This window comes from Octadecabacter temperatus, from assembly GCF_001187845.1.
GTDB lineage: Bacteria > Pseudomonadota > Alphaproteobacteria > Rhodobacterales > Rhodobacteraceae > Octadecabacter > Octadecabacter temperatus.
The window spans coordinates 573,968-597,259 of the sequence record NZ_CP012160.1; the positions used below are offsets into that span (position 1 = coordinate 573,968).

General features: G+C 55.1%; 21 protein-coding genes. 16 read left to right on the plus strand and 5 right to left on the minus strand.

The genetic code is table 11. The features are described 5' to 3' along the window. Positions 1-65 precede the first annotated feature (65 nt). The 7 genes from OSB_RS03025 (at position 66) to OSB_RS03055 (ending at position 6,369) form a co-directional block, all read left to right on the plus strand. Positions 66-977, plus strand: coding sequence for a lipid A-modifier LpxR family protein (locus OSB_RS03025; protein ID WP_049833593.1), 912 nt, complete (start codon positions 66-68; stop codon positions 975-977). 114 nt (positions 978-1,091) lie between these two features. Beyond that, complete coding sequence (locus tag OSB_RS03030) at positions 1,092-2,156, plus strand: Hint domain-containing protein (RefSeq protein WP_049833594.1); 1,065 nt, start codon at positions 1,092-1,094, stop codon at positions 2,154-2,156. Positions 2,157-2,332: 176 nt separating this feature from the next. Continuing rightward, positions 2,333-2,953, plus strand: a complete 621-nt coding sequence (rpsD, locus tag OSB_RS03035) for a 30S ribosomal protein S4 (RefSeq protein ID WP_049833595.1) — start codon at positions 2,333-2,335, stop codon at positions 2,951-2,953. A 167-nt stretch (positions 2,954-3,120) separates the two neighbouring features. Beyond that, positions 3,121-3,696: a TIGR00645 family protein gene (locus OSB_RS03040; protein WP_049833596.1), complete on the plus strand. Its 576-nt coding sequence runs from the start codon at positions 3,121-3,123 to the stop codon at positions 3,694-3,696. Positions 3,697-3,758: 62 nt separating this feature from the next. Next, on the plus strand, positions 3,759-4,856 hold the full coding sequence (gene hisC, locus OSB_RS03045; RefSeq protein ID WP_049833597.1) for a histidinol-phosphate transaminase: 1,098 nt from the start codon (positions 3,759-3,761) through the stop codon (positions 4,854-4,856). Beyond that, positions 4,853-5,767, plus strand: coding sequence for a prephenate/arogenate dehydrogenase family protein (locus OSB_RS03050; protein ID WP_049833598.1), 915 nt, complete (start codon positions 4,853-4,855; stop codon positions 5,765-5,767). Before hisC ends, OSB_RS03050 begins: the two co-directional genes overlap by 4 nt. Continuing rightward, a complete protein-coding gene (locus OSB_RS03055) occupies positions 5,764-6,369 on the plus strand; it encodes an extensin-like domain-containing protein (protein WP_049833599.1) in 606 nt (201 codons plus the stop codon). Before OSB_RS03050 ends, OSB_RS03055 begins: the two co-directional genes overlap by 4 nt. Position 6,370: 1 nt before the next feature. Here OSB_RS03055 and OSB_RS03060 read toward each other — a convergent pair whose 3' ends face one another. Beyond that, positions 6,371-7,366, minus strand: coding sequence for a DUF2125 domain-containing protein (locus tag OSB_RS03060; protein WP_049833600.1), 996 nt, complete (start codon positions 7,364-7,366; stop codon positions 6,371-6,373). A 66-nt stretch (positions 7,367-7,432) separates the two neighbouring features. Between OSB_RS03060 and OSB_RS03065 the strand changes: the two genes are divergently transcribed. From OSB_RS03065 to OSB_RS03075, 3 genes are all read left to right on the plus strand, one after another. Continuing rightward, positions 7,433-7,954, plus strand: a complete 522-nt coding sequence (locus tag OSB_RS03065; protein WP_049833601.1) for a gamma-glutamylcyclotransferase — start codon at positions 7,433-7,435, stop codon at positions 7,952-7,954. 70 nt (positions 7,955-8,024) lie between these two features. Next, positions 8,025-9,203: a hypothetical protein gene (locus tag OSB_RS03070; protein ID WP_049833602.1), complete on the plus strand. Its 1,179-nt coding sequence runs from the start codon at positions 8,025-8,027 to the stop codon at positions 9,201-9,203. Between the two features lie 3 nt (positions 9,204-9,206). Then, entirely contained in the window at positions 9,207-11,102 is a 1,896-nt protein-coding gene (locus OSB_RS03075) for a peptidoglycan -binding protein (RefSeq protein ID WP_049833603.1), read from the plus strand. A gap of 128 nt (positions 11,103-11,230) precedes the next feature. Here OSB_RS03075 and OSB_RS03080 read toward each other — a convergent pair whose 3' ends face one another. The 3 genes from OSB_RS03080 to gloB all read right to left on the minus strand — a co-directional run bounded on the left by OSB_RS03080 (position 11,231) and on the right by gloB (position 15,467). After that, positions 11,231-12,187, minus strand: coding sequence for a M23 family metallopeptidase (locus tag OSB_RS03080; RefSeq protein WP_049833604.1), 957 nt, complete (start codon positions 12,185-12,187; stop codon positions 11,231-11,233). Continuing rightward, entirely contained in the window at positions 12,187-14,508 is a 2,322-nt protein-coding gene (gene clpA / locus OSB_RS03085) for an ATP-dependent Clp protease ATP-binding subunit ClpA (protein WP_049833605.1), read from the minus strand. Before clpA ends, OSB_RS03080 begins: the two co-directional genes overlap by 1 nt. A 185-nt stretch (positions 14,509-14,693) precedes the next feature. Then, positions 14,694-15,467, minus strand: coding sequence for a hydroxyacylglutathione hydrolase (gloB, locus tag OSB_RS03090; RefSeq protein ID WP_200802517.1), 774 nt, complete (start codon positions 15,465-15,467; stop codon positions 14,694-14,696). A gap of 62 nt (positions 15,468-15,529) precedes the next feature. Between gloB and OSB_RS03095 the strand changes: the two genes are divergently transcribed. Continuing rightward, positions 15,530-16,276, plus strand: coding sequence for a class I SAM-dependent methyltransferase (locus OSB_RS03095; protein WP_049833607.1), 747 nt, complete (start codon positions 15,530-15,532; stop codon positions 16,274-16,276). Here OSB_RS03095 and OSB_RS03100 read toward each other — a convergent pair. Continuing rightward, positions 16,273-17,856, minus strand: coding sequence for a calcium-binding protein (locus OSB_RS03100; RefSeq protein WP_144420076.1), 1,584 nt, complete (start codon positions 17,854-17,856; stop codon positions 16,273-16,275). The two genes, OSB_RS03095 and OSB_RS03100, sit on opposite strands and share 4 nt — an antisense overlap. Positions 17,857-18,401: 545 nt before the next feature. Between OSB_RS03100 and OSB_RS03105 the strand changes: the two genes are divergently transcribed. Genes OSB_RS03105 through OSB_RS03125 form a run of 5 tightly spaced genes read left to right on the plus strand, consistent with a single transcriptional unit; the run spans position 18,402 to position 23,282 of the window. Further along, positions 18,402-18,962, plus strand: a complete 561-nt coding sequence (locus OSB_RS03105) for a F0F1 ATP synthase subunit delta (RefSeq protein ID WP_049833609.1) — start codon at positions 18,402-18,404, stop codon at positions 18,960-18,962. Continuing rightward, positions 18,962-20,497, plus strand: coding sequence for a F0F1 ATP synthase subunit alpha (atpA, locus tag OSB_RS03110; RefSeq protein WP_049833610.1), 1,536 nt, complete (start codon positions 18,962-18,964; stop codon positions 20,495-20,497). Before OSB_RS03105 ends, atpA begins: the two co-directional genes overlap by 1 nt. A 17-nt stretch (positions 20,498-20,514) precedes the next feature. Further along, a complete protein-coding gene (locus OSB_RS03115) occupies positions 20,515-21,387 on the plus strand; it encodes a F0F1 ATP synthase subunit gamma (RefSeq protein ID WP_049833611.1) in 873 nt (290 codons plus the stop codon). Positions 21,388-21,406: 19 nt separating this feature from the next. Further along, on the plus strand, positions 21,407-22,831 hold the full coding sequence (gene atpD, locus OSB_RS03120) for a F0F1 ATP synthase subunit beta (protein ID WP_049833612.1): 1,425 nt from the start codon (positions 21,407-21,409) through the stop codon (positions 22,829-22,831). Between the two features lie 52 nt (positions 22,832-22,883). Then, positions 22,884-23,282 (plus strand): F0F1 ATP synthase subunit epsilon, encoded by a 399-nt coding sequence (locus OSB_RS03125; protein ID WP_049833613.1) that lies wholly within the window; start codon positions 22,884-22,886, stop codon positions 23,280-23,282. Positions 23,283-23,292 lie beyond the last annotated feature (10 nt).

Sequence of the window (23,292 nt, forward strand, 5' to 3'; positions counted from 1 at the left end):
ATGGGTCGCCATTGAAGGGCGTTTTATACTATTGCCTGCGAAGCAACCTTAAGTTGGGGAAGACGATGCGTTTGATTGCAATTCTTTGTGCGGGCTTGATGGCCGCCGCACCCGCCGTAGCACAAGAACGTGAAACGCTCGGCTTTGGCCGTATCTTCACAAATGATTTTTTTGGCGACAACCAAGACCGCTGGCGGTCTGGGTCTTATGCCTATTCCATCGTGCGCGGGCCCGAGTGGCAGGGCCGTGCGCCAAGCACGCCGGGCGCCATACTTGAGTACCGTTTGCGTACCGAAATTATCGCACCGTCCGCATTGAATGGCGCAGGTTCAAATGATCGCCCTTACGTCGGAACGCTGTCAGCTGGCCTTCACACCCATTTCGAAAGCGGTGGCGCTGACGTATCTCTCGGGGTTGACCTTGTGGCCGTTGGGCCACAGACCGGAGTGGCGGATATTCAGGACTGGTTCCACGATGTTGTAAGCGCGCCGAACGTCTCAAATTCGGTGCTGACGAACCAAGTTGCAAACACTGTTTACCCGACCGCTTTGGCCGAGGTTTCTTATCCGGTTATTATCCGTGAAAACGCATCCATTCGCCCCTTCGTTGAGGCGCAGTATGGCGTGGAGAATTTCATCCGTGTCGGTGCAGATGTCTTGATCGGCCAAACACTGCAAAATGACCTCTGGTTGCGGGACAGCGCGTCTGGGCAACTATATACAGGGGTTGAGGGTGGCCAAGCGGGCACCGGATTTGTGCTTGGTGCGGACTATGCGGTGGTCAGTGATAGCGCGTACTTTCCGGCCAGCTTTGGAACCATTGCAGAGGACGAACGTTTCCGCGCTCGCGCCGGTGTTCACTGGCGCCTTGGTGACAACTTTTCGTACTTCTACGGCGTCACCTATTTGAGCGAAGAATATGTGGGTCAAACCGAGGGCCAGATCGTCGGTTCACTGAAGCTGAATTTCAACTTCTAAATAAATAGTTAACGCTCGTCCTTAAAGTGACTTGATTGGCGTGATTCCGGCCTGTTAACCTTTGATCAGAACCCTGCACGCAGAGGCGGGGCAAAGACAGAGGCAGTAACGGGCATGAAAACGGGCTTTAAAGGCACGTTCGTCATCTCCTGGTCACAAACGGAACTCGATGGGTTCTGGTCGGCACCGCTTGAAAACTTGCGGGTCGGGACGGCGTGGTCATGGACAGGCGAGGCGGTACGGGTGGACGGACCCGCAGATATTTTACCATTGGGTGATGCGGCTGGCGAAGCCGACATCCGAAAGCGTGCGGCGATGTCCGTGCGCCGATTGTTGAAGGCCGTTGAGGTCAAGACATCGCGGCTCGATCTGGTTGAGATCGAAGGCCCCGCATTTGAGCAAAGTTTTACAGTCACAGACGGGCGCGACACGTGGACAGTGACGCTGGTTGAGGGCGCAACACCATCTGCGCGTCTGTGCATGTTCGTGGGTGAAATTCCACCACGCACGGCTGACTTGTGGATTGTGAACCACACTGTTGATTTGAAATCCCGCGATCAAAACGATGATCCAGCTGGCGGCGTGATTTGCTTCACGCCCGGCACGATGATCCGCACAGAAGAAGGTTTGATGCGGGTTGAGGACATTCATGAAGGCATCAAAGTTCAAACGAAGGACAACGGTTGCCAAGAAGTACTATGGACAGGGCAGCGCCGCGTAACGGGCGCACGTCTTTATGCAATGCCACACCTGTGCCCGGTTCGCTTGCGGGCAGGGTCACTTGATAACGATGTGCCAGATGCGGGCCTGCTGGTCAGCCCAGATCACCGCGTGATGGTCAAAGGCGCGCGTGCACGGGCTTTGTTTAACACTGATGAAGTTTTGGTGACGGCGCGGGACTTGGTGAATGACCAATCTATCTACGTCGATCGTTCTATGCGCGAAGTGCAGTATATTCATATGCTGTTGCCGAACCACGAGGTGGTGTTTGCCAATGGTGTAGAAAGCGAAAGTTTCCATCCGGCGAGTGCAGGACTTGACCATTTGGGCGACGACGACCGCGCTCGTTTGTTTGCACAGGTGCCGGACATTCAGACTGACGTGAATTCCTATGGTGCATACGCGCGGCGCGTGACGTCGGCGTCCGAAGCGGCAATTCTGCGTCACGACGTGGCATAAGCCCAATTTTATTAGCAAACCGACGGTTAGATGTGTTGACTCATGTCAGCACCGGTCGTAATGCAGCCTTTCAATTGGTGTTGGTGACCCCCGCAAGGGGATTTCTGTCAGGGTTCGCCCAAAGGACAACGCCCTTCATAGCCCGCTTTGGGCCTCTAATCGAAGGAGATCAGCGTATGACTAAACGTACCGCTGCCAAGTACAAAATTGACCGTCGGATGGGTGAAAACATCTGGGGTCGTCCGAAATCCCCTGTAAACCGTCGTGAATACGGCCCCGGCCAGCACGGTCAGCGTCGAAAAGGCAAATTGTCCGACTTCGGCATGCAGTTGCGCGCTAAGCAAAAACTGAAGGGTTACTACGGCGACCTGACAGAGAAGCAATTCCGCCGCATCTTTACAGAAGCTGAACGCGTAAAAGGCGATACAGGTGAAAACCTGATCGGTTTGCTTGAGCGCCGCTTGGACGCAGTTGTTTACCGCGCCAAATTCGTTCCAACTGTTTTCGCTGCACGCCAGTTCGTGAACCACGGCCACGTCACAGTAAACGGCAAGAAGGTTAACATCCCATCTTACCGCGTTAAAGAAGGCGATGTGATCGCTGTTCGTGACAGCTCGAAGCAGAACGTTGCTGTTCTCGAAGCGATCGCGCTGACTGAGCGTGACGTTCCTGACTACATGGAAGCTGACCACAGCAAAATGACAGCGACTTTCGTTCGCACACCTGGTTTCGGCGATGTGCCGTACCCAGTCATGATGGAACCAAACCTCGTGATCGAATACTACGCTCAGAACTAATTCTGTTCAGAGTATGAAATCGAGAAAGCCGCGCCTTTTGGGTGCGGCTTTTTTGATTCAGATTCCACAGAAATACAACGAGAGCGGGTATTGAACGTATCTGGCGTTGCGGGCCGAGTCCTTCGCCCGCTAATTGTTTGGAAACAACAATTTTCAGGTACGAGCATATGTCAGACGAGAACCAACAAGACGAAAAACTAACAGTAGAAGAGCATTTTGAACGAGGACTGTTTGCGTCCCGTTGGCTATTGGCGCCGATGTATTTTGGCTTGGTTGTTAGCCTTGCGATGCTCACGTTGATTTTTGGTCGTGAACTTTTGTACTACGCACCGAAAATCTTGACGCTTTCATCCGACAAATCAATTCTCGTCGTTCTAACGTTGATCGATTTGACGTTGGCGGGGAACCTTTTGCTGATCGTCTTGTTCTCAGGCTACGAAAACTTCGTGTCGAAGTTTGATTTGGATGAAAACGAAGATAAGCCTGATTGGATGGGTACGGTTGATTACTCCGGCCTGAAGATGAAGCTCATCGCATCGATTGTTGCGATTTCTGCCATTCACCTCCTGAAGAAGTTCATGGAAATCGGTATTCCCGAGGCCGATGCGCTTTATACCCCCGAAAAGCTGAAATGGTTGGTCATCATCCATATGAGTTTTGTTCTCTCTGGGATCATCCTTGCCGGCATGGACTACATTTCCGCTGCTGCGAAAATGAAAATGAAAGAAGCGGCTAAGAAGTAACGCTTCTGGTCTCTGCGTCCTTGCCCCATTAGAAGGGCAGGGACGCAATACGGAATCTAGTGATGAGCAAGATCAAAGCACAGCCCGGCATTATGGATATCACCCTGTATCAGGGCGGTAAAAGTCATGTCGACGGGATGGACAACGTTCTAAAGCTGTCGTCGAACGAAAACCCGTTCGGCCCATCTGATGCCACCAAAGACGCCATGGTGCGCGCGTCTCATGAATTGCACCGCTACCCGTCCACCGATCACGCGACATTGCGCGAAGCGATTGGTGATGTTTGGGGTCTCGATCCTGAACGCATTATCTGCGGCAATGGATCTGGCGAAGTTCTTATGATGATCGCGCAGGCCTTTGCGGGCAAAGGCGATGAGGTTCTTTTCACAGAGCACGGCTTTGCCATGTACCCGATCTACGCCAACGCGAACGGCGCGAAACCTGTTGTCGTGGCAGAAAAAAACCGCACCGTTGACGTGGATGCGCTGCTTGCAGCCTGCACCAAGAAAACCAAGGTTTGCTACATCGCAAATCCGGCCAATCCAACCGGCACGATGATTGATGACGCCGAGCTAGCACGCCTAGCCGATGGGCTACCGAAAGGCGCCGTTTTGGTTCTGGATGGTGCCTATGCTGAATTTGTTGAGGGCTATGACGGCGGCAAAGCGCTGGTCGAAAGCCGCGACAACGTCATCATGACGCGCACATTTTCCAAAATTTATGGGCTTGGCGGGCTGCGGATCGGATATGGCTATGCGCCACAGCCGATTATCGACGTGTTGCTGCGTATTCGCGGGCCGTTCAACCTGTCCGCACCTGCACTGGCTGCGGCAGAAACCGCGATGCGTGACACCGCCCATACCGAGAAATGCCGAACTGAAAATGCCAAGCAACGCGACTGGATGGCGGCTGCACTGGCCGACATGGGCCTGCCGTCTGACCTGTCTAGCGCAAACTTTATCCTCGTGCGTTTTGAGTCTGAAGACGCGGCTAAGGCGTGCAATGATCATCTGACAGCACAAGGCATTCTGGTGCGTTATGTCGGCGGTTATGGCATCCCAGAAGGGCTGCGTATCACCGTCGGTGACGAGGCATCCTGCCGCCGCGTCGTTCATGCAATCGGGAAATTTATGAACCCTGACAAGGACGTTGACGCATGACTGTAATGTATGACCGCGTAGCGCTTATTGGGCTTGGCTTGATTGCGTCCTCGATGTTTTGGGCGATGAAGCGCGCCGGCATTGCTGGTGAAGTGACTGGCTATGCACGTTCCGATGAAACGCGTGATGTTGCCCGTGAAATCGGACTGTGTGATCGCATTTGCGACAGTGCCGCAGACGCCTGCGAAGGCGCGGACTTGATCGTGCTATGCGTGCCGATTGGCGCGATGGACGCAGTCGCGCGCGAAATTTCAAGCGTGTTGAAAAAGGGTGCTGTCGTTACGGACGTTGGTTCCGTGAAACGCGCAGTGATTGATGCCGTTGGGCCGCATATCCCCGAGGGTGTGCATTTCGTTCCGGGTCACCCGCTTGCTGGTACGGAACAATCCGGTCCGCGCTCTGGTTTCGCTGAACTGTTCGACAACCGTTGGTGTGTTCTGACACCCGAAGGTGCTGATGCAGACGCGACAGCCAAATTGCGCAGCTACTGGGAAGCGTTGGGATCAAACGTGGATGAAATGGACGCGGATCACCACGATCTGGTCCTCGCCGTGACGTCCCACACGCCGCACTTGATTGCTTACACAATGGTCGGCGTTGCTGATGACCTCAGCCGCGTGACGGATACCGAAGTCGTCAAGTTTTCTGCCGCAGGCTTTCGTGATTTCACCCGCATCGCCGCGTCTGATCCGACGATGTGGCGCGATGTGTTTTTAAACAACAAAGAAGCCACGCTGGAAATCCTCGGGCGCTTCACCGAGGAATTGTTCGCCCTGCAACGTGCGATCCGTCAGGGCGACGGCGAACACCTGCATGATTATTTCACCCGCACCCGCAGCATTCGCCGCGGCATTATCGAAGCGGGCCAAGATACGGACGCGCCGAACTTTGGCCGCAACCCGAAACCATGAAGCTCCTCGCGACGGTCCTAAGCGTAGCAGTGGTTCTCAGCGCATGTTCGCGTGACGAACCTGAAGCAAATGCGCAGCTCGGCCCCGGAAATGTGTGCGGCGACCCGGCGTTGTTCGGCGAAGCAATCGGTATGGTTGAGGGGTCTGGCGCCTGCGGCATTGAAGGTGCTGTGCGCTTGACTGCCGTGTCAGGTGTGACGCTTTCAACCCCAGCGACGATCAACTGTTCAACAGCAACTGCGTTGAAAACATGGGTCGAAGACGGTGTTCGCCCCTCAGTTGGGGATACAGGCGGCGGCGTGACCTCCTTGCGCGTTGTGGCGCATTATTCCTGTCGTAGCCGAAACAACCAACCCGGCGCTCGCCTGTCTGAGCACAGCTTTGGAAACGCGATTGATATCGCGGGTATCGGGCTAGCAGATGGTTCTGAAATGACGGTTTTGACGCACTGGAATGGGCAATACGCCAGCCAACTGCGCCAGATGTGGCAAGCCGCTTGCGGCCCTTTCGGAACGGTCTTAGGCCCAGAAGCCGACCGCCATCACCGCGATCACTTCCATTTTGATACCGCCGACTACAGATCCGGTAGCTATTGCCGCTAAGCTAGCGAAGCAATGGTGCGGCACCCAGCGGGATCGGACCAAGTGCCATCTGACCATCGGTGATCGTAAGCGTGGCCGTTAGCGTGTCTGGCACATGCGGCGTCTCATCAATGTTTGCAGCCATTCCGACGATCAACAAACGGCGTTCCTCTGGGATCGAACCCGTCGCAACAGCGAGATCTAATAGCTGCTGCCAATTGCGCGCGGAAATACTGAAAGATCCGTTCAGCAGCCCCGTGGCGTCTGGCGTCACATCGCCAATCGCAGACAAAGACATTTCCCCCCACGCTAGCGCGAACTCTTTGATGCTAATCGCCTCAAGCCCAATCGGGTCCGTGTTGGCGCCGTTCAACTCAATCGGGGCCGACAGATCGATGTCGCTGTCAAAACGGAGGCTTTGTATGATTGCCGGTTGCTGGTTCTGCGGGTCGATCATGCGGCGGACGTCTTCGGGAAGCTCGATCGAGCGCGCTTCAAGAAACAGATCATAAGTCTGGATCGTTTCAGGTGTCAGGCGCATCGCGGCAAGGATACTCGCCATCGCAAGCTCCGCGCCTTCCTCAGTTCGGATGCGCGGGTAGTCCATTTCGATCGTTGCCGTCTGAAACGCGAGGGTCGCATTCGCACGAACCTTACCTGAGGCGCGCATGTCATTGGTGAGCAGGGTGAAAACCTCACCGTCGACCGTCAGGGTCTGCTCGTTTGGAAAGACGGCGATGACTTCATTGGGGCGATAGGACAGGGCGAACAGCTGAAATATGGGCGCGGCCCAACTGGTTGCAGTCAGTGGGTCATTGAATTCCAAATTGGTAATCGTCGTGTCGAACCGCGACGGAAATCCCTTGGTATGCAACGTGTCATAGGTCAGGTCGTAGTCACCGGCGTCAATGTCGACCAAGGCCTCAGAAAGTTTTGATTGGATTTGAGAACGGCCAACAAACCAGTAACCGCCATAAAGCGTGGCGGCGACAACGACGAGGGCGATGAGTTTACGCATGTTTTCAGCCTTTCACGGGCGGGTTGATTGGTGTTTAGAGGACCCCAAGCAGAAGGACCATAAAAGATGACAATGTGGGTGTTTGGATACGGATCATTGCTTTGGAACCCCGGTTTCGAGCCAGCCGAGGCCGTGACGGCGACGTTGACGGGCTATCACCGCAGCTTTTGTATGTTGTCGATCCACCATCGCGGCACGGTTGAAGAGCCGGGTCTCGTACTGGCGCTGGATGAGGGCGACAGCACCTGCGTTGGGGTCGCGTTCCGTGTGGCTGAAATGGACGAGGTCCGCGTGCTGGGTGAACTGCGCGAACGAGAGCTGATTTCATCTGCCTACGAAGAGGTCCACGTGCCGCTTTCCCTGCAAGACGGACGCGATGTTCAAGCCTTGGCTTACGTCATTAACCGCACCCATGAGCAGTACTGCCAATTCGACCTAGAACGCCAAGCACAGATGATAGCGCGCTCTGTTGGTGGGCGCGGTCCGAACCCTGAATATCTGTTCAATACGGCTGATCATCTTGTTCAAATGGGCATTGAAGACCCTGATATGACATGGCTGGTACGGCGCGTGCGCGAACTCGCATAAATTTGTTTGGGAATTGGCGCGCTAGCCCCTAAAGTGGCGCTTAACAAACAACAAAGAGGTGCCTGATCCCATGGCAACAGGGGACCAAAAGGCCGAGCCGCAGTTTTCCCAACCTTGGCGCCAGATCATTTCGATGCTGGTCGTGATTGGCTTGGTCTGCGCCGGCGCCATCCTAGCATTTCCGCGCGTCGGGCCTGTGTTCATGGCAAACCCGTATCTGAACGGGTTCATTTTTTTCGTCTTTTTGATCGGGCTTCTGTCGTGTTTCTGGCAGGTTTGGCAGTTGATCAAGTCGGTTAGTTGGATCGAAGCCTTTGCGGGTGAACAGCTCGGCTCGGACATCATCAAAGCACCGGGATTGCTGGCGCCGCTTGCGACGTTGCTGCGTTCGCGTGGATCGCGGATGCAACTGTCGTCCAGCTCATCTCGCTCCATTCTGGATTCTGTGTCCCAGCGGATCGATGAAGACCGTGAAATTACCCGCTACATCGTCAACACGCTGATTTTCCTCGGCCTTTTGGGAACGTTCTACGGCTTGGCAACGACGGTTCCGGCACTTGTCGAAACCATCCAGTCCCTGACGCCGGATGAAGGCGAAAGCGGCGGGGACGTTTTCTCACGTCTGCAGTCCGGCCTCGAAAGTCAACTTGGTGGGATGGGCGTTGCTTTTGCGTCATCCTTGCTAGGTCTCGCAGGATCACTCGTCGTGGGCCTGTTAGAACTCTTCGCAAGCCACGGCCAGAACCGCTTCTACCGCGAACTCGAAGAATGGATGTCCACAATCACCCGCGTTGGCTTGGCAACTGGCGACGACGCGAGCGGCGATCAGGTCGCGATGGCAGGCGTTGTTGATCATATGGTCGAACAGATGGAAACGATGCAGGCGATGTTTGCGGCATCCGAAGCCAGTAGAACAGAAGCCAACGAACGCATCGGCAAACTGGCCAGCGCGGTTGAAACGCTAGCGCAGCAAACCTCAAACGAGGAAGCGAACATCCAACTAACCCGCGTGGCCGACGCCCAAGAAGGCTTGATTGCCGCGCTGAAAGATACAGGCATGGAAGGCATCGACGCGGAAAGCCGTATGCGGCTGCGGTCTATCGATGTCGGGCTGTTGCGCATTCTTGAGGACATGGCCGCAGGGCGCCAAGAGGTCATTCAAGACCTGCGTGCTGACATGGCTGGGCTGACCAAGGCCGTGCGGCAAGGCAACCGCGAAGCGCGCAAGTCAAACTCGGACGGATCCTAAGCCATGGCACTGAGCCGCAGAACAGGCGCACGTTTTCAAGCGTCCATCTGGCCCGGCTTTGTGGATGCGATGACCGGCCTGTTGTTGGTTTTGATGTTCGTCCTGACCATTTTCATGGTCCTGCAATTTGTGCTGCGCGAAACGATCACAGGACAAGAAGCGCAACTTGATAGCCTGTCTGCCGAGGTTTTGGCGTTGACCAGCGCACTCGGTATTCAGCAAGACCAATCCGCTGCACTCGGCGCGCAAGTCGGCGTGTTGTCTGGCGAATTGTCTGACTTGCAGGTCGATTTAACGGAAAGCGAAAGCCAAGTCGCGCAACAGAACGCGGTGATCGCACGGCTAACTGGGGAACGTGATGCGTTAATTGCGGATGTATCAAACGCCCAATCCCAAATCACCGGATTTGAAGCCCAGGTTGCTGGGCTTCTGGCGCAGCGGCGCGAAGCTGAGGGCGCGATTGCGGATCTAGAGGCGCGTGAAGCGGAACTGATCAGCGCGCAAGAGGCGTTGAACCTCGCCCTTGCGCAGGCCCGCACTGAAATAGACGAAGGCACAGAGGCCGCCCGCCTTGCCGCGGCACGGGCGGATGCCCTTGATGCGATGATCGCTGAATTGGAAGCGGATAACGCAGCGTCGGCAACCCAAATAAGTGAACTTGAGGCTGCGAAGCTGGTTGATGCTGCCGCCGCCGAAGCACTGCGTGCGCGGCTTGCAAATTCGGATACCGAACTCACGGCAATGACCCTCGCGCTCGAAGAACAGCGCCAACAGGCCGAAGATACGCTGACATTACTGGCCGCCGCGCAGGTCGCGCGGGATGAGTTGAATCAAAATCTCGCCATTGCGTTGTTGGCACAACAAGAAGCAGAAGCCGCTGCGCAAGCTGCCGGGATTGAGCGAAGCGATCTGGCAGAACGATTGGCGGCTGAACTTGAACAACAAAGTGAAACCGGCGCGGGTATCGAAGCCCTGCAAGCGCAACTGGCAGAGGCGTTAATTGCCCGAACAGAAATCGAAACCAATTTGGCGAATGCTGCGCAGGAGCGCGATGCATTGAATACCGATCTCGCGGCAGCAGTTGCAGCGCTGGCCGCTGCACAAGAGCAGTCCGGTTCGGCTGCTGAAAATGCGCAACGACAGATTGCGCTTTTGGCGTTGGCCAATGACGCGCTAACGCAGGAACAAGCGCTGTCAGCCGAAAGCCAGCGACAGGTCGCGTTGCTTAACGAACAAGTTTCTGCATTGCGTGGAGAACTGGAACGGCTGCAGGGCCTTCTAAATTTAGCCAACGACGAGGACGCCACGGCCAACGTGCAAATCGAAACCTTGACCCAAGACCTGAACACCGCGATGGCGCGGGCCTTGCTTGCCGAGCGTCGTGCACGGGTGTTGGAGGAAGCCGAGCTTGAACGGTTGGCGGCAGAAGCTGTCGAGCTGGAACGCTATCGTTCCGATTTCTTAGGGCTTCTGCGCGTCGTCTTGGAAGATGTCGAAGGCGTGCGGATCGAAGGGGACAGATTTGTGTTCTCGTCCGAGGTTCTGTTTGAACAAGGGGCCGCAGAACTTTCAGATGAAGGCCAGCGAGAGATTGCCAAAGTTGCGGGGATCTTGCGCGACGTTGCAGGTGATATTCCAGAAGGCATCGATTGGGTGATCCGCGTGGATGGGCATACGGATAATGTGCCGCTGTCCGGTCAGGGTCAGTTCGCCAACAACTGGGAACTAAGCCAAGCACGCGCACTTTCTGTTGTGCTGTACATGGTCAATTTCCTTGGCATTCCGCCGGAACGCTTAGCGGCGAACGGGTTTGGGCAGTATCAGCCGATTAATCCAGACAATTCAGATGCCGCCCGCGCTCAAAACCGTCGTATTGAGTTGAAGCTCACCGAGCGCTGATCCAATTGAGCGGCTGCGCCGCGCTGGATTATTGGTGGGTGCGGCTGATGTGAGCCAATCGCGCAGAGGTGGCGATACGCTGAAAGCTGCACCTCCGGCGGGGATAGTTTTAAAACAAAAGCAATATGTTAGGGCAGGGCGATGGTCGTGATCTGGCGATCTATTTCAATTCCGTCGCGGGAGTGAACGACAACGCCGGAATATGTGCCCGTTGGCCAGCCCTGATCAGGTGGATTGAGACCGCCAGCGCGCATGAAAAGCGCCTGTTGGCGATCTAGCACATCGTCGGTTTGAAAGAGCGCGCCGTCAGGTCCGTCAAACGAGATGCTAATGGTGTCGCCAACGCGAGATCCAAAGGCAAAGGCCCAAAGGACAATTGGTGCGTCCGGTGTCAGGGTTTGTGCGGACGCGGTGCCCGCTTTCACGGAAGCATATTCGGGGACGGTGTCGGCAAAACCGATGTTCAAAAGCCCCCCCGCTGGCGTGTCTACCGGAAGGTTCCAGAGCGTTTCAAAAGGCGGTTCATCACAGGTTGTGTGTCCATCAGGCGCGAAAGGGTCGATGACTGCGCCATCGCGACGTACGGAGATATGCACATGGGGAAATTGTGTGCGGCCTGAAAGACCAACGTCGCCGAGAATATCTCCAGCCTCAACGTAGTCCCCGCTAAGGACGACGACAGAGCCTTCTTTCATGTGGCAGTATTGGGTTTCCCAGCCATCTTCGTGGGCAATAGCAACGCCATTTCCGCAGTCGCGGCCGTTGATCTCGCCCTCGAGGTCGGGCGTGTAAATGACGTCGCGCATGTCATTGCGCACGCCGCGTACAGTACCCGCTGCCGACGCGAGGACGGGTACACCATCTTCCATCGCCGCGAGCGATGGGAGGCCGAAATCTGTCCCCTTGTGCGTGTCGTAGGTGAGGCTGCCACACAGGAAATCTGACGCCGCTTCGGACGGGTCGTGATCCACGTAATTTTGAATGTAGCAGGTTTCGCCCAAGGCGCAGTCGATGGGGAGTTCGAGCTGTAAATCCTGCGCCGCAACAGGGACGGCGCAGGTTATAAGCAGTGCAAGGGTGCGCATTAGTTCGCTGCGAGAAGCGGCGGTTTATCTTTTGAGATGCGCACTTTTTCAGGTGGCTCAATCTTGAGATCAAGTTCACCTTTTTTGACGCCCACAATGATGTGGCCACCCTTGGCGAGCGAGCCAAACAGAAGCTCTTCGGCGAGCGGTTTCTTGATGTGTTCCTGAATAACGCGACCAAGTGGGCGGGCACCCATTTTTTCGTCGTAGCCGCGATCTGCAAGCCATTCGGCGGCAGGTTTTGTCAGCTCGATCGTAACGTTGCGGTCCATCAGTTGCGCTTCGAGTTGAAGCACGAACTTTTCGACCACTTGCAGGATCACATCTTTGCCAAGCGGCGCGAAGGAAACCACAGCATCCAGACGGTTGCGGAATTCCGGTGTGAACGTTTTTTCAATCGCAGCGGTGTCTTCACCAGTGCGGCGTTCACGGCCAAAGCCGATCGCTTCTTTCGCCATTTCGGATGCGCCCGCGTTGGATGTCATAATGATGATGACATTGCGGAAATCAGTGGTGCGGCCGTTGTGGTCCGTTAGTTTGCCGTGATCCATAACCTGCAACAGAATGTTGTAGACGTCAGGGTGGGCCTTTTCCATTTCGTCCAGCAGCAACACACAGTGCGGGTTCTGATCAACGCCGTCCGTCAGCATGCCGCCTTGGTCAAACCCGACATAGCCGGGAGGGGCACCGATAAGACGGGAAACCGCGTGTTTCTCCATGTATTCGGACATATCAAAACGCAGCAGTTCAACACCAAGCGTGTCGGCGAGCTGTTTTGCGACTTCGGTTTTACCAACGCCTGTTGGCCCTGCGAACAGGTAATTGCCGATGGGCTTTTCAGGTTCACGCAGACCCGCACGCGCGAGCTTGATCGCGGAGGATAGGGCGACAATCGCGTCGTCTTGGCCAAACACCACGCGTTTCAGGCTGGACTCCAGATCCTTAAGGACCTCGGCATCATCCTTGGACACGTTTTTCGGTGGGATGCGGGCAATCTTTGCCACGACAGCCTCAATCTCTTTGGTGCCAACAGTCTTGCGACGTTTGGAAGCCGGAATCAGATGTTGAGCGGCACCCGCTTCGTCGATGACGTCAATGGCGCTGTCGGGCAGTTTGCGATCGTTGATGTAACGGGACGCGAGTTCGACAGCGGATTTGACCGCATCGGCGGTGTACTTAATCTCGTGGTGATCCTCAAAGTAGGTTTTGATGCCTTTGAGGATTTTGATGGAGTCTTCAACAGACGGCTCATTCACGTCGATTTTCTGGAAACGACGCGCCAATGCGCGGTCTTTCTCAAAGTGCTGACGGAATTCTTTATAGGTCGTGGACCCCATGCAGCGCAGTTTGCCACCGGCAAGCGCAGGTTTCAGCAGGTTAGATGCATCCATGGCACCACCAGACGTCGCGCCGGCACCGATAATGGTGTGGATTTCGTCGATGAACAGGACCGCGTCGTCGTGGTCTTCGAGTTCTGTCATCACAGCCTTTAGACGTTCTTCAAAATCACCGCGGTAGCGGGTGCCAGCTAGCAACGCGCCCATGTCGAGCGAGAAGATAGTCGTTTCGCCAAGCACTTCAGGAACGTTCCCTTCGATGATCTTTTGGGCGAGGCCCTCAGCAATGGCTGTTTTACCAACGCCCGGATCGCCAACCAGCAATGGGTTGTTCTTGCGACGGCGGCAAAGGACCTGAATGGCGCGTTCGACTTCGTGATCGCGCCCGATCAGCACGTCAACGTCGCCTTTTTCGGCCTTCGCGTTCAGATCAACGCAGTATTTTTCAAGCGCAGTCTCGTCCTTACCACTTTCTTCAGCAGTGTCCGCTTCGTCGTCCAATGTTGGCGCGCCTGAGATCGGGCGGCTTTCACCGAATGCAGGGTCTTTGGCGACACCGTGCGCGATGAAGTTCACCGCGTCATAGCGCGTCATGTCCTGATCTTGCAGGAAGTAGGCGGCATTGCTTTCACGTTCCGCAAAGATTGCGACCAATACGTTTGCGCCTGTTACTTCGGTGCGGCCAGAAGACTGCACATGGATCGCGGCGCGCTGGATCACGCGCTGAAACGCGGCCGTTGGCACAGCTTCGGACCCTTCAACGTCTGTCACCAAAGTGGACAGGTCGTCTTCGATGAAATCTTCAAGCGTTTTGCGCAGCTCGTCCAGATTAACGGAACAGGCCTTCATGACGCGGGCAGCGTCGGGTTCGTCAACCAACGCGAGCAAAAGGTGCTCAAGCGTGGCGAGTTCATGTTTGCGTGCATTGGCCAAGGCCAAAGCGGAATGAATGGACTGCTCAAGCGTCGTGGAAAATGATGGCACGTTAAGTGCTCCTTTTAATCGGGGGTCTTTCAGGGCGTGTCCCGTTCAGACCGTGACCTCTTATGATTAAGGTTTGCCTTATTGCGCCCATCTTCAAGGGAAAAATTGTTACATTCCCGTTACTGGCGTGAAAATGTGCTGTCTAAGACTCTGTTTTTGCGCGGTTTGTGGTCGAATTTGGCGGATTAGAAAGAATTCCGCGCTTGGCGTACTTTGGTGAAAACGTCTGTAGGGTCGGCATCTGTCATATTTTGGGCCGCCTGTAGTGCGGGATTATCGGCCCGTAGAAAGGGATTGGTGCGCTTCTCAACACCCAAATCCGACGGAACTGTCGGTTGGCCATTTGCGCGGGCCGTGGTGATTTCTTGAATACGAGAGATAAGGTCGGAATTTTCGGGTTCAATAGTCAGCGCGAAACGGGCGTTCGTTTCTGTGTATTCATGACCAGAACACACGCGGGTGTCGTCAGGCAGGGCGCGCAGCTTCAACAGGCTTTCCCACATTTGCGCGGGCGTGCCTTCAAACAGGCGGCCACATCCCAAAGCCATAAGGCTGTCAGCGGTGAACAGGACGGCTGACTGTGGGAAATGCACGGCGATGTGGTTCAACGTATGGCCCGATACGTCAAACACCTCTGCCTCTTCGCCGCAAATCACGACTTTATCACCTTCAGATACCGACAAGTCCAAGGCGGGTAGACGGTGGGCATCGGCAGAAGCGCCAATGATACGCGGGTTTGCTCCGCTCGATTTCAGGAGGGGGGCAAGCCCATCGACGTGATCCCAATGGTGGTGGGTCAACAGAACATCCGTCAAAGTCCAGCCCTGCGCATCAAGCACCGCTTGGATGGGCGGCGCATCAGGCACATCTACCAGTAAAGTATCACCCGTTTCGGCATTGTGGAGCAGGAACGCGTAGTTATCCTCAAGGCACGGGATGGTGATCAACTGAAGGGGCATGGCGTTGTCCTGTTTGATTGCTATGTTCGGGTTAACTTTTGCCTAATCGGAAGAGGGCTTCAATGCATTTAGATGTGCATGATCTTCGTGAATTCTACTACCGCAGCCCCTTGGGTCGTGCGGCCCAGAAAGTTGTGCGCGACGAACTGGTGCGCCTGTGGCCCGAAGCAAAGGCGCAAACTGTTGCGGGCTTTGGCTTTGCGGTTCCGCTTCTGCGGCCATTTCTTGGCGAAGCACGCCGCGTGATTGCGTTGATGCCGGGGCCGCAAGGCGTAATGCCCTGGCCCGCTGACGGCCCAAATGTGAGCGTTTTATGCGAAGACACGCTGTGGCCGCTCGCATCCGGTAGCGTGGACAAGCTGGTCTTGATGCATGGGTTGGAAACCTCGGATCATCCGATGACGTTGCTTGATGAATGTTGGCGCGTGCTGGGGCCGGGGGGTAGGGCGGTGTTTGTAGTGCCGAACCGGACGGGGCTTTGGTCACGATCGGACGCCACGCCATTCGGCTTTGGGCGGCCATACTCGCTTGGGCAGTTGGAAAAGCAGCTACGCGATGTGGGGCTTATTCCGACAAAGACGCTCTCGACGCTTTATCAACCGCCATCCTCGCGCAAAATTTGGCGTCGCTTGGCCAAGCCCTTAGAAGGCGCAGGTCGCCATATTCCAATGTTTGCGGCGGGTGGCGTTCTGATGGTCGAAGTCACCAAACAAATCCCCCAACCCAAGCGCCCAGGACTGGCTCAGGCCGTCAAAAGGCCGCTTCGGGTGCTTGAAGGGATGGGTGGACCCGTAGTGAAACCAGTCTAGAGAGCAACAATCAGATCGGCTGTAAATCCAGTTGTGCCAACTAGCCGGATTGTTGCAACCTCGGTTTCGACGTTGCCGCTTAGAAGCTCGAAAGAGACCTCAATATCGGTGAATGCCCCATTGGGGTCTTCAAGGATGATAATTTCAGACACGTCCGCATTGTTGCCATAGGACCCAACCATCAATATGTCTTCATCAATGTCGAAGTCTTCGATCTGCAAATAAACGTCGTCGGTTGGGTCGCCAAACGGATTGCGCACGGCAACTTCGTATACGTCTGCTCCCGCTCCCCCGTTCAGAGTGATGCGGCCTTCTTCATTGTCTAACATTTCGCTAACCCTGAAGGTGTCATCGCCGTCACCGCCGTAAACGGTTGCACCAGCATCTGCTTGAAAACTATCGTCCCCGTCTTCGCCGTAGGCAATTACGCCGTTGCCTGCGTTTAGCTGATCATTGCCATCACCACCGAATAGCTCTGCTGCCATTAACGCATTGCCTGCCAAATGAGCTGACAAGTTGTCATCCCCTGCGCCACCGTAAAGCGTGACGTCGCCAGTGGCGCTGGTCGACAAGCCATCATTGCCCGCATCGCCGTAGGCCACATTGTTATCCCCGCCACCGTTCAAGGTGATATTGTCTGCGCCATCCCCGCCGCTGATTGTGCTATCGCTTGCAGAGATGCTGTCGTCGCCATCGCCTCCACTAATATCAGCGTTTGCGGAGTTTATCGTGTCGTCACCAGCGCCACCGTCAATTGATGCGCCGCCCGTGTAAGCGTTGATATCGTCGTTTCCATCCCCGCCAAGAAATGACACGCCAGCTACACTCGTATCCAATGTGTCATCCCCGCCAGCGCCATCCAGCGTGACCCCTTGGGTTGATGTGCTAAGCCAATCCGAACCTTCCGTGCCGACGGTGTTTTCGTTCACTTCGGTTTCCGTTACGCCATTTCGCGTTTCAAGCCACCCTTCTCGTAAGAAAGTGATCAGTTCCTGCCCGTCAGTATTCTCTTCCAGATAATAATAGTCGACGTCATCTGCATTCGTGGTCAACGCGGGCAGGCTGTCGGCCATATCACGCGAGCTGGGACTGTCATCACCTGCGGCCAGTAGATCGACAGTGCCCAACAAGGTCAGGTCGAAATGGTCTTCAAAGCTGTCCAGCGTGTAGACGGGAAACAGGTCGTCAGTTTCATCTTTCCACTCATTCTCCCCCGGAATGACGCTTTGCGTTTCGGACGTATTATCGTCCCACTCCACACCCTCGGGAACAAGGTAATACCGCGCTTCGTGTTCGGCGAGGAAATCACTCGCGCTGTCTTGAGTGTCGACAAAGGTGACGACCGCAAGGCGTCCGGTTTCATTCTCACCAAATTGGATATTGATGCCGTCTTCGGTTTCTTCGAACGTCGCGCCGAGTGTCGCTGGATCGACTGGGTCCACCGGATCAACAAGATCGTCGCTGTCGTCGTCATCTTGCTCATCACTGTCATCAATTAGATCGTCAGCGATCGGTTCTTCCAGATCATCGGTATCATCCTCACTCGCAGATGATGTTTCGAGCATGGGCAATAAGGCCATGAGGCCAAAAGCCAAGAAAGGAAGTAAACCAACAGCAAGCATAATAAACCTCAAACCAAGTAAACGAATCCTAAAAAGTATGAACAGGTTCCGTCATTTTTGCCACCTTAGGTGGTGGATTCAGATTGTTACTCGCACAAAAGGTAAGAATCGAAGGCGGAGCGCCCCGCGGGTGCTCGCAGGATTCGTTCTGCTTTCAGTTGGATGCTTACTTTGTGCCAAAACGCCGCACCCCATTGCGGTTTTCGTCTGAAAACCAATGGCTGAAATGCTTCATTTCGCGCCCATCTGGTTGCAAAGGCTAAGGAATGCGCATTTCCGAGCCGCAGCAACATCTAAAACGACGGCAAAGTAATTCGGTATACAAAGGTGTACTGAAGTGTGAGGCCCCAGTATTTTGCGCCGCAAGGCGGTTGCCCCACGCGATATGCTCTGCTACATCGCCCCTGATTTAGCTGTCTCGCGCTTTTGTGAGACATGATTTCGGCGCCTTGTTATTTCCCGTGGTGGGAGGGATGCAGGGCCCAGACTTCGAAAGGGTGGACGTGTCCGAACCAGCTTCGATCTCCTCCGGCATCGCCGCGCGCTATGCCACTGCCGTGTTTGAACTATCAACCGGTGCAAAAGGGCTTAAAGCCTTAGAAACAGATATCAACGCTTTGGGCGCTGCTTTGGATAGCAGTGACGACTTGCGCGCTTTGATTTCTTCACCGCTTTACAGCCGTGAAGAACAGGGCGCTGCAATGGCTGGCGTTGCTAAGAAAATGAAACTCTCTAAGACAATGACAAATACGTTGGCGCTTATGGCGTCTAAGCGTCGTTTGTTTGTTGTCCCGCAGATGGTCGCATCCTTGCATGCGAAAATCGCGGAGCAGAAAGGCGAAGTGACCGCGGATGTGGTCTCAGCCAAAGCGCTGACGAAGGCGCAATCAGACAAGCTGGCCAAGACGCTTTCCGCGTCAGTTGGTTCAGATGTAAAGATCAATGCGACCGTTGATGAAACTCTCATCGGCGGTCTTGTCGTTAAAGTTGGGTCCAAGATGATCGACACGTCGGTCAAATCTAAGCTCAACGCTCTCCAGAACACCATGAAAGAGGCCCGGTAATGGCGATCCAAGCTGCGGAAATCTCCGCGATCCTCAAGGACCAAATCAAAAACTTCGGCCAAGAAGCCGAAGTTGCAGAAGTCGGCCGTGTGCTGTCCGTCGGTGACGGTATTGCACGTGTGTACGGCCTCGATAACATTCAGGCCGGCGAAATGGTCGAATTCCCAGGTGGAATTCAGGGCATGGCGCTGAACCTCGAAGCCGACAACGTCGGTGTTGTTATCTTTGGTTCCGACCAAGACATTAAAGAAGGCGACACAGTTAAGCGTACAAACGCGATTGTGGACGTTCCTGTCGGTGACGGCCTGCTTGGCCGCGTTGTTGACGGCCTCGGTAACCCGCTGGACGGCAAAGGCCCGATCAAAACAAAGACACGTGCGATTGCTGACGCGAAGGCGCCAGGCATTATCCCACGTAAGTCCGTACACGAACCAATGGCGACTGGCCTGAAGTCCGTTGACGCGATGATCCCAATCGGCCGTGGCCAGCGAGAGCTGATCATTGGTGACCGTCAGACTGGTAAAACAGCGATCGCGCTCGACACGATCCTGAACCAAAAGTCTTACAACGAAGCTGCAAAAGACGAGAACGGCAAGCTGTACTGCGTATACGTAGCGATCGGCCAGAAGCGTTCTACAGTTGCTCAGCTGGTTAAGAAGCTCGAAGAAGCTGGCGCGATGGAATACTCCATCGTTGTGGCTGCTACAGCGTCTGACCCTGCTCCGCTGCAGTTCCTTGCACCGTACGCTGCGACTGCGATGGCGGAACACTTCCGCGACAACGGCCGCCACGCTTTGATCATCTACGATGATCTCTCCAAGCAGGCTGTTGCGTATCGCCAGATGTCACTTCTTCTTCGTCGCCCACCAGGCCGTGAAGCTTACCCAGGTGACGTTTTCTACCTTCACTCCAGACTTCTGGAACGTTCCTCGAAGTTGAACGAAGATAACGGTTCCGGTTCTTTGACTGCTCTGCCAGTCATCGAAACACAGGGTGGTGACGTTTCTGCGTTTATTCCGACAAACGTGATTTCGATCACCGATGGTCAGATCTTCCTCGAAACTGAACTCTTCTACCAAGGTATCCGCCCAGCGGTTAACACTGGTCTGTCCGTTTCTCGTGTTGGCTCGTCTGCTCAAACCAAAGCTATGTCCTCTGTGGCTGGTCCGGTTAAGCTGTCGCTTGCTCAGTACCGTGAAATGGCTGCGTTCGCGCAGTTCGGTTCCGACCTCGACGCGGCAACACAGCAATTGCTGGCCCGTGGCGCACGTCTGACAGAGCTGATGAAGCAAAAGCAGTACTCGCCGCTGACCAACGCTGAAATCGTTGTCATCATCTTCGCCGGTACAAACGGTTACCTCGACGGTGTCGACGTGTCCCGTGTTGGCGAGTGGGAAGCTGCGCTTCTGAAGCACATGCACGCAAACCACGCGGATGTTCTTGCATGGATCACCAACGACGATCCTAAGATCAAGGGCGATGCAGCCGACAAACTTAAAGCAGCTCTCGATCCGTTCGCAGCTGATTTCGCTTAAGGGAAGGATGACGCCAAATGGCTAACCTTAAAGTCCTTAAAAACCGGATCGCGTCGGTCAAGTCGACCCGCAAGATCACGAAGGCCATGCAAATGGTTGCAGCTGCAAAGCTGCGCCGTGCGCAAGAATCGGCTGAAATGTCCCGTCCTTATACGGAACGTTTCAACGCTGTAATGGCTGGTTTGGCTTCTGCCGCTGGTGGTGAAGGCGCTCCGCGTCTTCTCTCCGGCACAGGATCCGACAACGTGCATCTGCTGGTCGTTATGACTGCTGAGCGTGGTTTGTGTGGTGGCTTCAACGGCAACATTGCCAAGAAAGCCAAAGCACACGCCGCTGAGCTCGTCGCAGCCGGTAAAACTGTGAAAATCATCACAGTTGGCAAAAAAGGCCGCGATGCGATCAAGCGCGATCTGGAAAGCCACTTCATCGGCCACGTTGACCTCACCGAGGTGAAGCGCGTGGGTTATGAAAACGCTCAAGACATCGCGCGCGATGTTCTGGCCCGTTTTGATGGTGAAGAATTCGACGTTGCTACGATCTTCTACGCGAAGTTCGTGAACGTTGTGACCCAGATCCCAACCGCACAGCAGATCATCCCGTTCGAAGCACCGGAAGGCGCGGAAGACGAAGATGGCACGCTTTATGACTACGAGCCAAGCGAAGAGGCGATCCTTGCCGACTTGCTGCCGCGCGCAGTTGCGACCCAAATCTTTGCGGCCCTGTTGGAAAATGGCGCATCCGAGCAAGGCGCTCGTATGTCAGCTATGGACAACGCGACCCGCAACGCTGGTGAGATGATTGACAAGCTGACGATCCAATACAACCGATCCCGTCAGGCCGTCATCACCAACGAGCTGATTGAAATCATTTCCGGCGCGGAAGCGCTGTAAGAGAACCGGAGAAACGACAATGGCAAACTCAAAAGGCAAAATCACACAGGTGATTGGTGCTGTCGTGGACGTTCAGTTTGATGGCGATCTGCCAGCAATTCTGAACGCGCTCGTAACAAGCAACAACGGCAAGGATCTGACGCTCGAAGTGGCCCAGCACCTTGGTGAAAACACAGTTCGCGCCATCGCGATGGACGCAACAGAAGGCCTCGTTCGCGGTCAAGAAGTTGTCGACCAAGATGCGCCGATCTCTGTTCCAGTTGGTAACGCAACACTTGGCCGCATCATGAACGTCACAGGCGACCCTGTTGACGAGCAAGGCCCAGTGAAAACGAAAGCCCGCCGTTCTATCCACGGTGAAGCACCTAAGTTCGAAGACCAGTCCACAGCGACTGAAATCCTCGTGACAGGCATCAAGGTCATCGACCTTCTCGCGCCTTACACGAAGGGTGGTAAAATTGGTCTCTTCGGTGGTGCCGGTGTTGGTAAGACAGTTTTGATCATGGAATTGATCAACAACATTGCGAAGGTGCACTCCGGTGTGTCCGTGTTCGCCGGTGTTGGTGAGCGTACACGTGAAGGTAACGACCTTTACCACGAAATGATCGAATCCGGCGTTATCGTTCCTGACGATCTGGAGCAGTCCAAGATTGCTCTCGTATACGGTCAGATGAACGAGCCTCCAGGTGCGCGTATGCGTATCGCTCTGACGGGTCTGTCCCTTGCGGAACAGTTCCGTGATGACACAGGTTCCGACGTTCTGTTCTTCGTTGATAACATCTTCCGCTTCACACAGGCTGGTTCCGAAGTGTCCGCGCTTCTGGGTCGTATCCCGTCCGCGGTTGGCTACCAGCCAACACTCGCAACAGACATGGGCGCCATGCAGGAGCGTATTGCTTCTACTAAGGGCGGTTCTATTACGTCTGTTCAGGCCGTGTACGTTCCTGCGGATGACCTTACTGACCCTGCGCCTGCGACTTCCTTTGCTCACTTGGACGCGACAACCGTTCTGGACCGTGCGATTTCCGAAAAGGGTATCTACCCTGCGGTTGACCCACTCGGTTCCACATCGCGTTTGCTTGATCCACTGATCATCGGCGACGAGCACTACAAGGTTGCGACTGACGTTCAGCAGATCTTGCAGCGTTACAAATCCTTGCAGGATATCATCGCGATTTTGGGCATGGACGAATTGTCTGAAGACGACAAAATGACTGTGACACGCGCACGTAAGCTTGAGCGCTTCTTGTCCCAGCCGTTTGACGTTGCGAAGGTCTTCACGGGTTCTGATGGTATTCAGGTTCCACTCGAAGACACAATCGCGTCCTTTAAAGCGGTTGTTGACGGCGAGTATGACCACCTTCCAGAAGGTGCGTTCTACATGGTCGGCGGCATCGGCGACGTGATCGCAAAAGCCGAGAAAATGGCTGCTGACGCAGCTTAAGATCGACCCCGACTGCGAGAGCAGTCAATAATAAGATGTAGGAGCCTATCACATGGCAGACTTCAAATTCGATCTCGTTTCTCCTGAGCGCCGTTTGGCGGAAATGGACGCGACCGAAGTGCAGATCCCGGGTGCGGACGGGGACATGACGGCTATGGCCGACCATGCCCCAACCATCACCACGTTGCGCCCAGGTATCCTGTCCGTTACCCATGCAGGTGGCGTTGAGGAATACATCGTGTCCGGCGGGTTCGCTGAAATCACTGGCACAGGCGTTTCTGTGCTGGCTGAAAAAGCGTTCCCAAAGGCAGAAGCTACGGCTGAAGCGATGGAAAAGCTGGTTGCAGACGCAACGGCCGCCTTTGAGGCCGCCAAAGCATCAGGTAACGGCGCGGATGAAGCGGACGCAGTTCGCAACACCATGACCGAACTGGCCGCATCTGTCGCCTAAGCGATCAGAC

What these genes read in the sequence shown, in the direction of transcription:
- OSB_RS03095 (WP_049833607.1), top strand. Translation starts at nt 15,530, where the DNA reads ATGCATTTAGATGTGCATGATCTTCGTGAATTCTACTACCGCAGCCCC.
- OSB_RS03070 (WP_049833602.1), top strand. Translation starts at nt 8,025, where the DNA reads ATGGCAACAGGGGACCAAAAGGCCGAGCCGCAGTTTTCCCAACCTTGG.
- gloB (WP_200802517.1), bottom strand. Translation starts at nt 15,467, where the DNA reads ATGCCCCTTCAGTTGATCACCATCCCGTGCCTTGAGGATAACTACGCG.
- OSB_RS03100 (WP_144420076.1), bottom strand. Translation starts at nt 17,856, where the DNA reads ATGGCCTTATTGCCCATGCTCGAAACATCATCTGCGAGTGAGGATGAT.
- OSB_RS03030 (WP_049833594.1), top strand. Translation starts at nt 1,092, where the DNA reads ATGAAAACGGGCTTTAAAGGCACGTTCGTCATCTCCTGGTCACAAACG.
- atpA (WP_049833610.1), top strand. Translation starts at nt 18,962, where the DNA reads ATGGCGATCCAAGCTGCGGAAATCTCCGCGATCCTCAAGGACCAAATC.
- OSB_RS03025 (WP_049833593.1), top strand. Translation starts at nt 66, where the DNA reads ATGCGTTTGATTGCAATTCTTTGTGCGGGCTTGATGGCCGCCGCACCC.
- OSB_RS03080 (WP_049833604.1), bottom strand. Translation starts at nt 12,187, where the DNA reads ATGCGCACCCTTGCACTGCTTATAACCTGCGCCGTCCCTGTTGCGGCG.
- OSB_RS03055 (WP_049833599.1), top strand. Translation starts at nt 5,764, where the DNA reads ATGAAGCTCCTCGCGACGGTCCTAAGCGTAGCAGTGGTTCTCAGCGCA.
- rpsD (WP_049833595.1), top strand. Translation starts at nt 2,333, where the DNA reads ATGACTAAACGTACCGCTGCCAAGTACAAAATTGACCGTCGGATGGGT.
- OSB_RS03040 (WP_049833596.1), top strand. Translation starts at nt 3,121, where the DNA reads ATGTCAGACGAGAACCAACAAGACGAAAAACTAACAGTAGAAGAGCAT.
- OSB_RS03115 (WP_049833611.1), top strand. Translation starts at nt 20,515, where the DNA reads ATGGCTAACCTTAAAGTCCTTAAAAACCGGATCGCGTCGGTCAAGTCG.
- hisC (WP_049833597.1), top strand. Translation starts at nt 3,759, where the DNA reads ATGAGCAAGATCAAAGCACAGCCCGGCATTATGGATATCACCCTGTAT.
- atpD (WP_049833612.1), top strand. Translation starts at nt 21,407, where the DNA reads ATGGCAAACTCAAAAGGCAAAATCACACAGGTGATTGGTGCTGTCGTG.
- OSB_RS03060 (WP_049833600.1), bottom strand. Translation starts at nt 7,366, where the DNA reads ATGCGTAAACTCATCGCCCTCGTCGTTGTCGCCGCCACGCTTTATGGC.
- OSB_RS03065 (WP_049833601.1), top strand. Translation starts at nt 7,433, where the DNA reads ATGACAATGTGGGTGTTTGGATACGGATCATTGCTTTGGAACCCCGGT.
- OSB_RS03125 (WP_049833613.1), top strand. Translation starts at nt 22,884, where the DNA reads ATGGCAGACTTCAAATTCGATCTCGTTTCTCCTGAGCGCCGTTTGGCG.
- OSB_RS03050 (WP_049833598.1), top strand. Translation starts at nt 4,853, where the DNA reads ATGACTGTAATGTATGACCGCGTAGCGCTTATTGGGCTTGGCTTGATT.
- OSB_RS03075 (WP_049833603.1), top strand. Translation starts at nt 9,207, where the DNA reads ATGGCACTGAGCCGCAGAACAGGCGCACGTTTTCAAGCGTCCATCTGG.